This is a genomic window from Calothrix sp. CCY 0018 (assembly GCF_963920925.1).
Lineage (GTDB): Bacteria > Cyanobacteriota > Cyanobacteriia > Cyanobacteriales > Nostocaceae > Rivularia.
The window spans coordinates 1-16,345 of sequence record NZ_CAWUDI010000084.1 but is presented as its reverse complement, the minus strand read 5'-3'; the positions used below and the strand labels follow the sequence as shown (position 1 = coordinate 16,345).

Below are 16,345 nucleotides of genomic sequence, written 5' to 3'. Positions count from 1 at the left end.
TACGTAGTATCCCCATTCCTAAAAAGGACGGAACTACCAGAATGCTGAAAATTCCGACGATGTATTCATATTGCACCTCGACTCAATGAAGCTTTGGGATACTTTAGAAGAATCCCTGTATTTCCTCATGTTAAAGCTTTTTGATTAAATGAGTAGCATAGCCATCATAAAAATGAAGAGTAATGTTGATTCTCAAGTTGTGTTACTAGTGAGTCACCAGTGGCATTATTAAATATTTATATCTTGTTGTCACTTTCCACAGCGTTAATTATTAACCCAAGTTGATTTGTTGGAGCGGCGAATTGAACCACCGCTTCGCTCTCCTCGTTTGCACCAAGACGGGCTACAAATTAACTGGTAAAAACCCAAACCGCCTATAGCCCGCCTTGATGCCGCTGCGCTAAACGAGTCGTGGTTCAATTCTTAAATCTAAAAAATTCCTACAACTATATCTCTTATGTGGTAAGGGTTCGACCCTTGTATAGTACATAAGCTTCGGGGTAACTTGAGGGACTTGCAAGTAATAAATTGTCCCACCGACGCTTTGACAATTAATTTTTTGGATCTTCCTGAGACTAAGTGGCTTACTAGTAGTCTACCCAGTCGGTAAAGTTGGGTTAAACTAAAAGAGGAACTATGGAAGGAATGGTGCTTTATGGCAACGGACAATCCGCGTGTAGCAGCCTACCCACCCAAAAGAATTTATGATGCTGTAGTTGAATTTAAGAATGAGCAAGGATTGAAATCAGATTCTGCTGCAATTATCGCAATCCTTGAAAATTATTTTTTTAGTAGCACACCTACAACACCTCGTGACACACCTTCGACAATTAAACGTCTTGATGAGTTGGAGGGAAAGGTTTGTAGCCTGCTTGAGGAAGTAACATTTCTTAAGCAGGCTTATCAAGGCTTACAATCGGATTTACAACTTGAAGTTAATGCACAAGCAGATAGCAAGTTAAAGACTAAGAAAGAGAAAAAACAATCTGAGTTTTCACCATTACCAGTCAGTGAGTCACCAGTAGACCACAATCAACCGGACTTGGAGCAGAAAACTTTTCAGGATGATGAGTCAAAGGAATCTTCTTTCTTATCATTCAGTGAGCTACCAGAGTCACACCTTACTAGTGAGCCAATTAGTAACTCACTAAGTGAGTCAGTCAATTCTGGTGAGGAAGATGAACCAATTAGTGACTCGCCGAGTGAGTCATTAGAAGATATCAAGTCTACTAGTACTTTGAGTGATTCACCATTAGGACTGGTAGAGTCTAAGAAGACTACTGGTGAGTCAATCGTGAGCTACCTGAGTGAGCCTAAAAGTGACTCACCTCCTAAACAATCATCAGTATCCGATGATAATTATCCTAAAACCCCAACAGAAAATAGTGAGTCACCTTTGGAGTCATTAAGTAGCTCACAATCAATTAAAGAAATTCAAAATTCTAATGCAATACCACATTCACTAACTGGTGCAGCCTTAGCAAGAAGATTAGATGTATCTCCGAGTACTCTTCGCCACAAGAAAACCGCAAGAAATTTTGGAAAATGGACATTGGGGCATGACCCAGATGGAATTGCTTGGCACTATGATGGTAAGAAATTTATCCCGCAGACTTAAAATGAATACGCAAAAACCCTTTGACTATATTTTTAATCAAAGGGTTAAATGTTGTTCCGACATTACTGTTTTCTTGGCGGAAGCGATAAATTACTTAGATTTAACTGGTACACGACGAATTTTTTCACGTAAAGTATCTAACACGAATGGTGTCACAATGTACCACCAAGGACTTCTTTCTGTTTCTTGGAAAGCCTGGATAATTCCTTTGTCTCGCCAGTAGTAAATTGTATGAATTCCAACACCTAGTAGTGATGCCAAGGCACTGGTGGAATAATAGCCCTCCGGGCTAACCCCTGATTTTGCAACAATTGGGTCGGCTAAAGGCTTTTCAATACCAAACTTCCATCGAATCCAAGCAACACTGGCTTTGGTAAAAGTACGACCAGTACCACTCAACAAACCTCGTTGATTCAGTTCCAAAGCAATTTCGGTATCAGTTCGACCAGAAGCTAATTCCTCAATCAGTTGAACACAACATGAAGGTGTTTGGAATCTTTGACCAGTTGTTGGACGTAGTGCATATAAAATACTCGTAACTCCTGTATGCCACAGTATTTGGATACGAGTAGAGCGTTCGGGAGTATCAATTGGAGTAAGAGCAACTTGTTTTACTAACAATCCTAGTATCTCTTTACGTTCTTGATTAGTAGTGCTACTGGCATGCCAAAGCGTTGGAATATCTTTGGCTAAGTGTAAAATTTGTTGCCTTTGTACTGCTGTTAACTCCAACCTTTGTACTTGATGGGCTTGCGAGTATGCCTCTTCTAGTTCTGTTAATTGCTGTAATTTTTCATTCCACCGTCTTTCTAATGTACGGGCAACTAAACGATTTTCTGGTTCAGTTGCGTCATATTGACTATTGCCCTATCAGCCTCGTAACGCCCTCTTTCCAACCTGAGTTGCCATGTTTTGTCTGCTTCCTGGGCTTGGTCATCAAGTTCAGAAAGCACTGCAAGAGAAATATCGAGTTGTTCGCTACTTATAGCTTCAAGCACATGATCTGCAATGGCTTTGTCAATTGCTGCTCCGGCAACACTCCAACAAACACCCATGTTGCCATCTTGTTTACGAGCTTGGGTGCATTCATAAGCCGCTCTACAACCACCATTACCGTGGTAACGAGGACTCATCTTTCTTCCGCATTTACCGCAAATAACTAAACCTTGAAGTAAAGCAAAACCTTCTCTAGGCGTGCGCTGGCATCCATCTGATAAAGAAACTGGACTATTTTGTTTGAGTCGCTCGCAGTTAGACAAGTATTCCTCCCAACTGATATAAGCCTCATGAGCATTATGGATTATAACTTTCCATTCATCCTGTGGTAGAGTCTGGATTTTAACTTTCTTTATTTGACCATCCTCGATTACGTTAATGCAGCGCCGTCTACCATATACGTATGTTCCTGTATAAGTTGGGTTATGCAGTAGGGTAGTAATACGGCTAAGATTAGCTGGTCCCCAATAAAGTGTACCAATTTGCTTTTGTCGCCAGCGTCTTCTTGGAAAAGGAATGTCGTTTATACAAAAGTAGCGCATCACTTTAAATGCCGTTCCAAGAACGCGGAACTGTTGGAAAGCCAGCTTGATTGCAGCAACTACTCCTTCGTCTGGGTCTATTACTAGTTTTCCTTCTGGGTCATAAACATAACCAGTAGGTGGAGAGCAGCGCAATTCACCTTTTTTGGCTTTATTTAACTTGGCTCCTTGTAAACGCAGACGCATACCGTGTAACTCAGTATGGCTCCAAGTTCCCTTGAATCCCAATATTACTCGGTCATTAAAATCGTTCGGGTCATAAATCCCATCATGGTCAATTACCAATGTATCTGTAAGGGCACAGATATCTATAAGTTTATGCCAATCTGCTTGGGAACGAGAAAATCTAGAAGCTTCTAGAGCTAAAACCGCTCCCACTTCTCCTAAGCCTACAGCAGCCATTAGTCGATGAAAATCTTCACGTCCGGTTGTGGTTTGACCACTTTTACCGAGGTCATTATCAAAAACGGATATTTGGCTTTTGTCCCAACCTAAACCTGATGCACGGTCAGCCAAAGCATATTGTCTATCCGTACTTTCTCGGTGTGATTCTACCTGAGTCAGTGTAGATTGTCGCAGGTAAACTACTGCACGGCGTTCCAGATGGCTCGTTCTAATTTTACTATTCATCTGGCTTGCTCCTCGCTATCGCCGCGTCGAGACTTTTGCTTACCAGTACCTTGTCCACTAACCTTGCTGTTATTTTTATCAGACGATTTATTTTTTCTGAGTGTTCTGGTTGAGTGGTGGGTAGTAGATGCTTTTGGATCATGATTAATTTCCCTGTGTTTTGCACTTTTATTTTCTTTCACACAAGAAAATTCATCAGTAACGTTTTGCGAACGTGCTGCTAACCATTCACTCAATCGCAATAATTTTTCAGGTAAAAACTTAGAACCTGTTAAGTGCTTATTAGTTTGTTGTGTCCACAGGTCGGTTTCTGATGCCGGAAGAGACAAGAATCCTCCTAGTGGACTTTCTATAGTTATTTTGGTTTCCTGCCCAACTTTGCGAATCTGCTTTATTACAACAGATTGACCGTACAGTGGGTGGATGGGATTTGTAATTGTGACATAACTTCCCAAAAGTGAATTGAAGTTATGTGCAGTCTTATTATATCGTCCCAACTATGGCGGATAGAGCGTGGCAATGCCTCGTAAAATATGCTTTAGAACCTGCACACGAAGCAACCTTCCACGCAAAAAGCTACGGTTTTAGACCGGGACGTTCGGCACACGATGCCCAGAAAATTCTGTTTAACAACCTGAACTCTAGCGTCAATGGAATCAACAAACGAGTTATAGAACTCGATATTGAAAAATGCTTCGATAGGATAAGTCACACCACAATAATGAATAACCTTACAGCCCCCAAAGGCATAAAGGAAGGAATATTCCGATGTTTAAAAGCCGGAATAAACCCCGAATTTCCTGAACAAGGTACTCCTCAAGGAGGTGTGGTAAGTCCTCTTTTAGCAAACATCGCCTTAAACGGTATTGAAAGCATTCACAGATACCACCGTTCCCCCAGTTCACGTGGTAGAAGAATCACAGAAAATACCCCGGCAAGAGAAATCGTGGAACCAACAATCCGATATGCGGATGACATGATTATAATCCTAAGACCGGAAGACGATGCAAAAGAGATACTTGATAGAATAAGTCAATTTCTAGCTGATAAGGGAATGAAAGTAAGTGAGAAAAAGACAAAGATAACCGCAGCGACAGATGGATTTGACTTTTTAGGCTGGCATTTCAAGGTGCAAAGCAACGGAAAATTCAAAAGCACTCCCTCAGTGGAAAACTTCAAAAAATTCCGAGAAAAAGTTAAGAAAATCATCAATAACTCGAATTATGGTTCTAAGGTAAAAGCCCAAAAGCTTGCACCAATAGTTAGAGGATGGAGAAACTACCACAAGTTCTGTAACATGGATGGGTCAAGATTCTCATGTTGGTACATCAATCACAGAGCGTGGAAAGTTTTTAATAAAGAAACTAAGAACACCAAAGAATCAACGACCAAGTTGATTGAAAAAGCGTTCCCAAAAGTTTCCTATTCCGAAAATAAACACGTCAACGTTAAAGGGATTAAATCCCCTTATGATAGAGATATAATTTATTGGAGCAAACGCAACAGTAAGTTATATGACGGCGACACCTCTAAAGCCCTTCAAAGGCAAAACCATTCATGCACAAAATGTGGCTTAAAGTTTATAAGTGAAGAACAAATAAACCTACATCACATTGACGGTAATCATAACAACTGGAAAACTAAAAATCTAGTGGCAATACACGAGTCTTGTCATGATTACACTCACATGAGCAAAAGCCGAAAAGCTTAAGAATATCGGGAGCCGGATGCAGGGAAACCCGCACGTCCGGTTCTAACTGAGAGGTGCCCCGGATAATACCGGGCATCGACTCAACCAGCTATCCGGACTACACAGTTCATCAGAAATAAGTGTATTCGCTACTGGATGGATTCCAAAAAAGAAGACAAAGTAAATAAATTTGCTTTAAATAAATACTCAACAGTCTTACGAAACGAGTTTAAATTCGTTAAAGATTTAAACAGTATGGCGGTACAATCTGCTGCTGAAAGAGCATGGTCATCAATTAGTAGATTTTTTGACAATTGTAAATCTGGTAAGCCTGGTAAAAAAGGTTTTCCACGTTTCCAGAAAGACAACCGTTCAGTTGAATATAAAACTTCTGGATGGTCGCTGCACAAATCTTCATAGGCGTATTACTATCACCGATAAAAAAGGTATTGGTGAACTTAAATTAATGGGGAAATGGGATATCCATACTTACCCAGTTAAAGCTATTAAAAGAGTTCGTTTAGTGCGGCGTGCTAATGGCTATTATTGCCAGTTTGCTGTTGATGTTGATAACTCAAAACAGTTAGAACCAACAGGAAATCAGATAGGCTTAGATGTTGGCTTAGAGTACTTTTACTCAGATAGTAATGGTAATCACGTAGATAATCCTAGATTCTTACGCAAAGCTGACAAGTCAATTAAACGCAGTCAACGACGCATTAACAAACAAGAAAAAGGTTCAAACAAGCGCCATAAATCAAGAAAAATATATGCTTTGAAGCATTTGAAAGTAAGTAGGCAGCGTACCGAGTTTGCTAAGAGAGTGGCACTCGCGCTTGTATCATCTAACGATGTAATCGCCTATGAAGATTTAATTGTTAAGAACATGGTAAAAAACCATTGTCTTGCTAAGTCTATTAATGATGTAGCTTGGAGACTTTTTAGACAATGGCTTGAATATTTTTCTAAAAAATATGGGCGTTTAGCAATTGCTGTTAAGCCACATCACACATCACAAATTTGTTCTAGTTGCGGGATAAAAGTTAAAAAATCTCTTAGCCAACGAACACATATTTGCAAATGTGGATGTACTTTGCCTCGTGACGTTAACGCAGCAATTAATATTCTTGAAAGAGCTAGGGGAGGGCATCCCCAAAGTAACGCTCAGGGAGTAGCAGCCACTACTCTACTTGGGGCAACCCTGGTAGAGCAAGCAGCTACGATGAACTGAGAATCCCTGTCTCTTTAGAGCAGGGAGTGTCAACAAAATAATTTTACCGATTGTGTGCTACATTCCGTTATCAAGGCTCACATAATCTTTTAAATATTCATAAGGTTTATTTAACTCACCATCAACGGCGATAGTCCCTTCATAAATCATTTGGCTATCAGCTTGATTTAACTGCGACCAAACTTGGGTGATTAATTGATCGCCAAAATCTTCTGAAGCATCCCTCGGCAGTTCGTTCGGCAAATTATCCACCGCCATAACATCGATACAGTGACTTTGGAATGGCTCGGTTTCTTTGGATGATAAAGGATCGTAACCATAAATCGGATTGGCAATTGAACTCGATCTTATTGTAGAAGGGATAGAAGAATCTGGAGCAATATCGCAGGTGACATCGGCAATGACACGAATAGTAAAGTCTTTACGTTTCATATCCTCCTGACTAAAAAAGGCTGGAATACGCTTATCCCAATAGATACCATTGAGCATAATATTCGCATTATGAGTATAGGGGTCAAAATTAGAAACATATTGTTCGGGATGTTGATAATAATGACTTTCATCAAAATTCTGTTCTCCTTCAAGGCGATACATATCCTTGACTGCTAGCTGTGTATAAACGGGTTCGTCAAAGTTTTGTTCGAGAAATGCTTGAGGTGAAATCCTTTTAATTTTCATTAAGTCCAACACTTCACTAGCACCACTGGCAACTCTACCTTCTCCGGTAACTACCAGCTTTATATTAGAAAGAGGTAAATTCTGATAATAAGTTTGAGCTTCTGCCCAGTCATGACATTCATGCATGGGTTTGAGATTAAATTTTCCCTCGCGTCGCCCCCAGGTGAGAATGGCATTATGAGCGCCAACAATCCCTGCCCAACGCCCAAAAGCAATTACTCGTTTACCGCGCTCATCATGTAAACATTCATAATCAATTAAGCGAATTTTTTGTTGCAAGATTGAACGCAAGAGTTCGCGATTATATGGTTGTTTTTTAATCGTATGAGAGAAAAATAGATAGGTTTTCTTCGGCAGCAGCATTGGAATAGGAACTTCTTTTACTCCTAACAACAGTTCGCATTCCTTCATGTCTTCTCTCCTAGAAATACCTTGACTTTGATATTCCTCATCACTAAAGCAACGTTCTTGACTGGGCTGGACAAATATTTGTAAATCTTGATATTTATCAACCAAATATCGGCATTGCTTCGGTGTTAGCGGCACTCTAGTATCGCTATGAGTTTTGCCTTCTCTGATGATTCCTACTTTCATAAATAGTTTTTAATTCTAAATTATCACTGTTTTAGGATGACCTAAAAAAAATATTTTAAGTACTTACGCCTGCATTATTTATATACAGGACTTACGCAATCGCAACCAAAAAGTAGGCATTCCAAACTTTAAGATCCCCCCAACCCCCCCGCTAAGAAAGGGGGGCTTTGCGTAAGTCCTAATATAATTACTCGTGAGTTATATAAACCTTCCCTGTTCCCTATTCCCTTACCAAACGAAATGTTTAATTTATGAAGGCACGAGTACTTAGGTAAACCCAACTATTACCCTAAAGTGAGAATGCAGCCTTTTCAGATGTAGAAACAGATGCTGGCGCGATCGCACTAAGAAGCACAAGCACCGTTTGCCAGCAGCTATCGCAGTCAAAATAAACGGAACTAAGCATCTGATAAATACAAAGATACCCCGCGTGGGTACTGCTGAACTTACAATCAAAACTTTATAATTTAACTAAGTTCAACACACACCAAGGGTACACAAAATGGATTATCCAGAAAAAGCATGGTTGTTACTCACTGACGAAAACCTTTACCTCATGTCTTCAGAAGAAGATAACAAGTACTATGCCAAACTCGAAGTAACAAGACCTGATAAAAAACAGTTATTAATTAAAGAAGTTCCTGCCGAATGGTTTAAGAAACCAAGAAATCTTTTCGTTAATTTGGATAAAGAACAACCAAAACCTCTGTAACAGTTTTTAAGGGGCGGCTCTGTACGCTCGCGTCATTTCAACTCCCCCTCTTCTTTTCTTGAGGGGGATTTAACTTTGCGATCGCTTACCGATCAACTTCTTCTCTGGCTTCATCCAGCAGCTTTGGGCGCACCACCGCGAACGGACTGAGCTTGCTTGATTAACCGCACCGCTAATTGGTTGACATGAAACTACTACTAAATCGGTACGAAATCAACTTGCTCTACTAGTACAAGTCGGCGTAAATAAGGCAACCATAAAAAATGGCTGAAAAGCTTAGAAAATCAAACTTCTTACTTCTTACTTCTTACTTCTTACTTCCGCGAAGCGGTACTAGATTTAACCAAACCCGCCGCTCAAATTATATTAGTTGATAGCTTTAAATATTTAATCATAATGTAGAGACGCGATATATCACGTCTCTACAAGATATAAAAGACGCCTTCCGAGTATTCGGGAGGCGTTTTTTGCTAATAACTCTGAATCCGGTAAATTTTATCGTTAAAAATGAATATTTATATTTTTTTAATCAAGTATAATCCTCTTGACAATAATGCTTTTTGGCATATAATCGAAGCTAACTATATTGAACATTGAATTATCAAAAAATGAAATAAGTACTTAAAATAAATTATTATCTAGAAATAAAAATAACTTTATCAATTCTTTTTTTCTTTCACCGTAGGATTAATCTAATCATACTAAATAAAATATATATATGATATTATTAAAAATGACAGTAGCAATTACTACTTGTAATTCCAAAACACTTAAGGAGAATATTAATTGGGGTTGATGTTTCTCCAAGTGCTTTAGAGATGGCTGGCGAAGTTGGCTATACACCAATTTTGACTGATGCCCATCATCTACCGTTTCTAAATAATTTTACTGGTATTGCGGTTGTTAATATTACAGCTTGTCATTGCGATGATATGGGTAGAATTTTGACAGAAGCTGCACGTTTGGTGCGTCCCGGTGGATTATTATTTACCGACCAAGACCCCCAGCGCACAGCTTGGAATTTGAAAGGTGCAGGTTTATTTGTACGGGATGTTCGATACCCTTTGTATCGTTTGCTTGGAAGCAAGCATTATATTCCCTACAAGGAAAGACACGCACGTTGGAAAACTGAGGTTGAGAACCAAAGACCTGGGGATGGGATTACACCGGATGTGTATTATAAAGCTTTGGAACCATTAGGTTTTGAGGTGAAATTATATCCTCATTCTCACGATTTAGGTGCAGAGGTACTTGAAGGTAAAAATGGTCGGAATTCTTGGAGATTGAGATTAAGTCAAAGATTATCAGGCATCAACCGCGACACACCAGAAGCAGCACAATTGATCGTGTGTATTGCTAGACATACCAAGTAGTACGAATGAATATTGCATCACCTTGATAGATGGCGGTTGAAGCAGATAATTTCTCTGTTTCACTAAGAGTTTCAGGGAAGCCATCATCGAAAAATTTATGTCAGCTTGGATTTTCAGATTTGAAATTGGATCGGGTTTCTGAATCGATTTTCTATCTGAGAAGTCAACTTGGCGTTTTTGGTTTTAACCCACATTCTCTTACCTAATTGAATGCAAGTAAGGAAATAAAAGATGCAAAATACACAAATTTCAGAATTACGCAAATACGTTGCAGCAGATGCTGTAGTTAATTGGGAAGAAGATATTCCTCAATCTCCGATAACTAATTTGACTGAAGCATTGCAAGCAAATATCGATTACTACGAAAACCCCGAATGGGTGCAAGGCTATTTTGACCATTGTCACCGAGATAATTATTTTAAAGAATGCTGGCAGGCAGCAATGGGTAGTTGGGATGACAAAATAGTTGTAGATATCGGCTGTGGCCCTGGAAATTTGTATGCAACTTTAGGTGGCAAGCCACGACTATTAATTGGCGTTGATGTCTCTCGCACCTGTTTAAAGATGGCGAAATCTATTGGCTATACGCCTATTCAAGCAGACGCTCATCAACTACCATTTATTTCGGATTTTGCAGATATTGTTACAGTTAATGCAAGTCTACATCACTGTGATGATATGAGTGTGGTATTATCGGAAGCGGCGCGTTTGGTGCGTCCCGGTGGAGTTTTAATTACCGACCATGACCCGCAACGAAGCGCTTGGAATTGGAAAGGGTTGGGGATGCTTCTGTATAAAGTTCGGGTTCCATTGTATAAATTAATGTCTCTTGGTAATTTTATGTCCCAAGTAGAACATGATGCAATGATTGCTAGCGAAACCCACCACAAACCAGGAAAAGGTGTCACATCTGAGTTTTACCATCAAACCTTAGAGCCATTGGGCTTTAAGGTCAAAGTATATCCTCACAACCATACTGTAGGTGCAGAAGTATTACAAGGTAATTATGGTAAGGCTGATAACAAGTATCGCTTGAGCCAATTTTTATCTGGGATTAATTCTAAATCTTTATCAGCTGCATTGTCTTTGATGTGTATTGCACAACGTCAAGCCTTCTAAAGATGAAATCTATCAAATTGTGAAACTTGTTAAGTTAAACATCTGGGTTAAAGCAGCATAATTCATAGAGGTAATCTTACTTTTGGCTTTGCTGAATTAAGGTATAAATGTTGATTCAGTAAAGCCTTTAAGTTAGGATCAAATCTAAAATTGCTGTATATATTGCTAAAAATTAATTAGTTTTTGGAAAAGAATTATAGTTGATGCCATTCTGATGATTTTTTAAGCTTTAATGATTCATTTTCCTGGATTTTGCTGTAAAACCAGAAGAATGGAAAACACGATTCAGGAAAATATGAATTCAATTCGCATTGAAGCGGAAAATTATAAAGATGGTATCGACAGCACCGTTGGTAACAGTGGTGAAAAGTACCGCTCTGATGATGTTGATATTGCATATAGTAACGATGTTGATGGTGGTTATTCAGTTGGCTGGATTGAATCGGGAGAATGGCTTACTTACGATTTTACCGTTCCGACATCGAAAGAATATCGCTTGGTTTCGCGTATCTCTTCAGATGTAGATGGCGATACGCGGAGCGTGAGCAAAGCGGCATATCCCACTTTTCAAGCAACTTTTGGACAAGAAAAGGCGAATTTTAATGTAGGTAATACTGGTGGTTGGTGGAATTGGCAAAATATCGAGTCTGCACAAACTTTTTCTTTGAATGCAGGTAGTTATGAAATGCGTCTCGATATGTTCGGAAGTTCTTTTAATCTTAACTACCTAGAGTTAGTCCCCGTCTCTGGGGTAAATAACAGTAACAGTAATTTAATTTATGGGGGTACGGGTAATAATTCGTTCTATGGCGATAGCGGAATAGATACTATTACTTATGATGCAGCCAATTCTAGTATTGTTGCAGACTTGAATGCTGGTAAAGTAACTCACAATTCGACAAATTTGACTCAACCACTTAAAATAATGCCTTTGGGTGATTCCAATACAGAAGGTTGGGGAAGTTGGGATTTAGGTGCTTATCGCGATGATTTATGGCAATTATTCGAGAACAATTTTGAGAATAATTCTGAGAATACTAACAAGAGTGTAGATTTTGTTGGGCCTCATGCAACTGGCCCGGAAGGTTTCGATCGCGATAATGCTGGATTTAGCGGATGGAAAATAGCTGAAATCGACAGTGCTGTTGATGGTTGGTTGAATGATGCTCAACCAGATATGGTGCTGTTAGAAATCGGCACTAATGACATACTTCGTTCGGACAATATCAGTCAAGCACCCAGTCGTCTCAACAAACTTATCGACAATATTACCAATCAATTACCAAATACCCAGCTTTTAGTCGCTTCTATTCCACCAATTAGTCGTACAGAAGAACAAAAGCAACAGGCTATAGAATTTAATTCGCATATACCGGGCATTGTTGATAGTAAGGCTGCACAAGGTAAAAATGTCAGTTTTGTTGATATTTTTAGTGCCTTAACACCCGATGATTTACAAGATGGAGTCCATGCGACTGTAGAAGGTTACAGCAAAATTGCCGACGTTTGGTATGATGCAATTCTTGACAAGAATAAACCTCAAGATAGTCTCAGCAACATTGAAAATATCGTCGGTTCAAAATATGACGATGTAATTACAGGTAACAGTGGTGTTAATACTATTAAAGGTGGTTTTGGTAACGATACATTAACAGGTGGTGGTGGTAGCGATCAATTTGTTTTAGCATCGAGGGAAGGAATTGATACTATTACCGATTTTGCAGTAACTGAAGATTATTTTATATTATCTAGCGGTTTGAATTTGCACGATATTACTGCTACTCAAGGTATAGGTAATAATATCAGCGACACTTGGATTACCCATAAAGGTGAAACCTTAACTTTATTAACTGGAGTAGAAGCAGGTAGTCTTTCTGCTAATAATTTTGTTTAAATTTAGTTGTTAGTTGTTAGTTGTTAGTTGTTAGTTGTTAGTGGTTAGCAAAATCTTCAACACCTAATTCCTAACTCCTAACTCCTAACACTTTAAAGCTGTAATTCTGCTAATCCCAAATACTTAACTCCTTCGGGAGTGGTTTCAAAACGACAGGGTAATACTTCTAATCCCATAGATACAGCTTGCCGTAGTAATTTACCATACAAAGGGTCGGCAATATCTCCGGGTGCAAAGTGAGTGCAGTCGCTACGGTTAATAAAATACAGCATTACTCCACGAGTTTCAGGCAAAAGTGCCATTAATTCGCGTATGTGCTTTTGTCCCCTCGTGGTTTCCGTGTCGGGAAATAAAGCTAATCTTTTATCAGTCCAAGTTGTATTTTTGACTTCTAAATATATTGGACGATTATCATCTTTTGGTAATATTTTATTCTTTGTTCCTATATTATTACCATCTATTACACTATCTAAAAGTGAAATTTGATTTGATAAATTGATTTCTTGTGCGGAGGGAGGTAAATAGAAATCTACTCGACTTTTTCTATCTTGTCCGTAAACAACTTCACTTTTAACTTCATCGTATTTTCCTAATTCTGGAAAGATATGTTTTTGTAAGGCTATTTTAATAATTTTATTTGGTAAACCTGTATTTACACCTACCCAACTTGGTTCGTTATCATGCAATTGAATCATCTCCCAAGTGTAAGCTAATTTACGTTTGGGATTGTCTGTTTTTGATAGCTGTACTGGATTTCCGGGAATATAAACTCCTTTCATCGGGCCAGTATTTGGGCAGTGTGCTGTAACAATTTCTCCAGAAGCAAGTTCCACATCTGCAAAAAACCTTTTGTAGCGTTTTACTAAAATTCCTGGATATAAAGTTGGGTAGCGGTAGAGAAAGTCGGACATAACAGTTAGCAGTTAGCAGTTAGCAGTGAGCAGTAATTAAGGTTACAGGTTAAAGGTTAAAATTCTCCTTGTCTCCTTGTCTCCCCCTCCCCCATCTCCGATTCCCAATGCTTAATTCATAATTCGTCGGTTAGGATATGTATCTATAATTAATTGAGTTAACCGTTGAGTGTAATGGGACAAGAATCGTTTGATAAGGGATTGGAGAAGGCTAAGAAAAAAGATTATGCTGGCGCGATTGAGGAATTTACGGCATCGCTGCAAGTTAATCCTGAATTTATCGAAGCTTATTATCAACGAGGTTTAGCATACTACGATTTGGGAAAAATTCCGCAAGCGGTTTTTGATTATGATCAGGTTTTAAAGCGGGATTCTTATAATGCAGAAGCATATTACTGTCGTGCTTTAGCAAGATTGGCACTGAAAAATTTACCCGGTGCTTTGAAGGATGTTGATAAAAGTATTGAGCATAACTGTTACAAAGCTGGTGCTTATAATTTACGGGGTGTCGTAGAGCGTAAATTGGGGAATATTGAAAGTGCGATCGCTAATTTTAAAAAGGCAGCAGAGTTATATTTGGAACAGAAGGATACCGAAAATGCAAAGCTGTGTTTGGAAAAGGTGAAGCAGCTACAACCTCGCAAGCAAGAGGTTATTGTAGAAAAACCACTGTTACAAACTACGCCGTTAATTTCGCAGCAGGATTATTTTACCTCTTTGTTAGAAAAGGCGGAGAAAGGAAACACCCGCGAAGCGTTGGAAGATTTGAATTGGGTGTTAAGAGCAGATGCTCAAGATGGCAAGGCTTATTGCTGTCGCGGGGTTGTGTATTGCAAGCAAGGTAAATATAGAAAAGCGATTGCAGATTTTAATACAGCGCTACAGTTAAATTTTGAAGATGCTGCGGTTTATCGCAATCGTGGTAAAGCACGTTTACAAATAGGTGATAATCAAGGAGCGATCGCTGATTTTAATCAAGCTTTAATAATACAGCCGGAAGATGATTTAATCTACGTTGCTAGAGGCAATGCTTATCAAACTATAGGTCATTATTTAGGTGCTATTGAAGATTATAATCAAGCTTTAGAAATTAATTCTAAAAGTGCTACAGCTTTCTACAATCGCGGTTTATGTAATATTCGCATGGAAGAACTTCCTCAAGCAAGTAATGATTTTCAGCAAGCAGCAAGTATTTATTGCGAAAAGGAAGATTGGGATAATTATCAGCTAGTTTTAAAAAGTTTGAAAAAAATAAATGCTCCTGCTCCTGAAGTTGAAAAAAATGACTATGAAAAGTTACGCTATCGGTTATTAAGATTGGTTGGTGGGCAATGGGAAATTGCTCAAAGATTAATCGAACAAGCCAAGTTTTATTATCCCGGAATGTCGGAAGAATGGTATCTCGAAACCGTTATTCACGATTTGGAAAGGGATTTGGGGAGTAATGGTAATTGGTAATAGTAAAATATCAAGAAGTTGGTAGGTTGGGTTAGACACGAAAACTAATTTTATTTGTAACGTAAATCTTAATTAATTGTGTCGTAACCCAACATCACAATTGCGGATGAATATAATGTTGGGTTACGGTTAAAATAGAAATGAATTGTTTACAACCAAGAAGATAGTGAACCGTGAAGCTAACCTACTAGTACAAGTCGGCGTAAATAAGGCAACCATTAAAAATAGCTGAAAAGCCTAGAAAATCAAACTTCTTACTTCTTACTACTTACTTCTTACTTCCGCGCAGCGGTACTAGCTGGACACTTATTTTTTTAACGAGTAGCATAGTATTAGTTAGTAGGTTGGGTTAGACACGAAAATAAATTTAGCTTGTGACGATAAAGTTAATTTATCGTGTCGTAACCCAACATGATGATTTTGTATAAATGTAATGTTGGGTTACGGTTCAAATATAGATAGTAGGTTGGGTTAGACACGAAAACTAATTCCATTTATCACGAAAATCTGAATTAATCGTGTCGTAACCCAACATTATTAATTATGCATAAATCTAATGTTGGGTTACGGTTCAAATCTAAATTATTTGTTTACAACCAATTTTTCGTGAACCTAACCCAACCTACAATTACTAACTATTAACTACTAACTACTGCCTGTATTCTGCTCAAGCCAAGTAACTAAATCAGAAACATCTGAAAAACTCAAAAATTCTTCCCCCAACGCTTCCAATTGTTCGGTAGATAATACCCGAATACGTTCAATTATTGATGAATCTACTTCACCAAAGCGTCGATTTAATTGTCGGCTCAAAAAGCGAAATGCTTCCTTCTGCTCGCCTTTTTGTAAAATATCTTGATAAATAACTGAATCCTGCATAATATCCTCGCTTAATAATT

At 38.7% G+C, this 16,345-nt stretch carries 12 protein-coding genes and 2 pseudogenes; 8 read left to right on the top strand and 6 right to left on the bottom strand.

Features of this window, described 5'->3' with window-relative positions:
* Positions 1-655 precede the first annotated feature (655 nt).
* Positions 656-1,618, top strand: coding sequence for a hypothetical protein (locus ACM03V_RS33665; RefSeq protein WP_414625165.1), 963 nt, complete (start codon positions 656-658; stop codon positions 1,616-1,618).
* A 90-nt stretch (positions 1,619-1,708) separates the two neighbouring features.
* On the opposite strand, the gene ACM03V_RS33660 is transcribed toward ACM03V_RS33665, so the two are convergent.
* From ACM03V_RS33660 to ACM03V_RS33650, 3 genes are all read right to left on the bottom strand, one after another.
* A complete protein-coding gene (locus tag ACM03V_RS33660) occupies positions 1,709-2,350 on the bottom strand; it encodes a hypothetical protein (protein ID WP_414625164.1) in 642 nt (213 codons plus the stop codon).
* 92 nt (positions 2,351-2,442) lie between these two features.
* Positions 2,443-3,786 carry a recombinase family protein gene (locus tag ACM03V_RS33655; protein WP_414625163.1) on the bottom strand — a complete coding sequence of 448 codons (1,344 nt, stop codon included), beginning with the start codon at positions 3,784-3,786 and terminating at the stop codon, positions 2,443-2,445.
* The gene (locus ACM03V_RS33650) at positions 3,783-4,241 is read right to left on the bottom strand and encodes a hypothetical protein (RefSeq protein WP_414625162.1); all 459 of its coding nucleotides are present in this window, start codon (positions 4,239-4,241) and stop codon (positions 3,783-3,785) included. Before ACM03V_RS33650 ends, ACM03V_RS33655 begins: the two co-directional genes overlap by 4 nt.
* Positions 4,242-4,276: 35 nt before the next feature.
* On the opposite strand from ACM03V_RS33650, the pseudogene ACM03V_RS33645 reads away from it, so the two are divergent.
* A pseudogene (locus ACM03V_RS33645) lies at positions 4,277-5,497 on the top strand (group II intron reverse transcriptase); the annotation flags it as partial.
* A gap of 87 nt (positions 5,498-5,584) precedes the next feature.
* Positions 5,585-6,707, top strand: a pseudogene (locus ACM03V_RS33640) (RNA-guided endonuclease InsQ/TnpB family protein); the annotation flags it as partial.
* A 57-nt stretch (positions 6,708-6,764) separates the two neighbouring features.
* Here the strand turns inward: ACM03V_RS33640 and ACM03V_RS33635 are convergent.
* Positions 6,765-7,979, bottom strand: a complete 1,215-nt coding sequence (locus ACM03V_RS33635; RefSeq protein ID WP_414625161.1) for an NAD(P)-dependent oxidoreductase — start codon at positions 7,977-7,979, stop codon at positions 6,765-6,767.
* Positions 7,980-8,481: 502 nt separating this feature from the next.
* Here ACM03V_RS33635 and ACM03V_RS33630 point away from each other — a divergent pair.
* From ACM03V_RS33630 to ACM03V_RS33615, 4 genes are all read left to right on the top strand, one after another.
* A complete protein-coding gene (locus ACM03V_RS33630; RefSeq protein ID WP_414625160.1) occupies positions 8,482-8,691 on the top strand; it encodes a hypothetical protein in 210 nt (69 codons plus the stop codon).
* A 758-nt stretch (positions 8,692-9,449) separates the two neighbouring features.
* Positions 9,450-10,064, top strand: a complete 615-nt coding sequence (locus ACM03V_RS33625) for a class I SAM-dependent methyltransferase (protein WP_414625166.1) — start codon at positions 9,450-9,452, stop codon at positions 10,062-10,064.
* 231 nt (positions 10,065-10,295) lie between these two features.
* Positions 10,296-11,183 carry a class I SAM-dependent methyltransferase gene (locus tag ACM03V_RS33620; protein WP_414625159.1) on the top strand — a complete coding sequence of 296 codons (888 nt, stop codon included), beginning with the start codon at positions 10,296-10,298 and terminating at the stop codon, positions 11,181-11,183.
* 271 nt (positions 11,184-11,454) lie between these two features.
* Entirely contained in the window at positions 11,455-13,077 is a 1,623-nt protein-coding gene (locus ACM03V_RS33615; RefSeq protein ID WP_414625158.1) for an SGNH/GDSL hydrolase family protein, read from the top strand.
* A gap of 92 nt (positions 13,078-13,169) precedes the next feature.
* Here the strand turns inward: ACM03V_RS33615 and sfsA are convergent, their stop codons facing one another.
* Positions 13,170-13,988 (bottom strand): DNA/RNA nuclease SfsA, encoded by an 819-nt coding sequence (sfsA, locus tag ACM03V_RS33610; RefSeq protein ID WP_414625157.1) that lies wholly within the window; start codon positions 13,986-13,988, stop codon positions 13,170-13,172.
* 174 nt (positions 13,989-14,162) lie between these two features.
* Here sfsA and ACM03V_RS33605 point away from each other — a divergent pair, with 174 nt between their 5' ends.
* On the top strand, positions 14,163-15,446 hold the full coding sequence (locus ACM03V_RS33605) for a tetratricopeptide repeat protein (RefSeq protein ID WP_414625156.1): 1,284 nt from the start codon (positions 14,163-14,165) through the stop codon (positions 15,444-15,446).
* 645 nt (positions 15,447-16,091) lie between these two features.
* Here ACM03V_RS33605 and ACM03V_RS33600 read toward each other — a convergent pair.
* Positions 16,092-16,345 (bottom strand): DUF4351 domain-containing protein (locus tag ACM03V_RS33600; protein ID WP_414625155.1); only part of this gene is annotated, 254 nt, incomplete at its 5' end.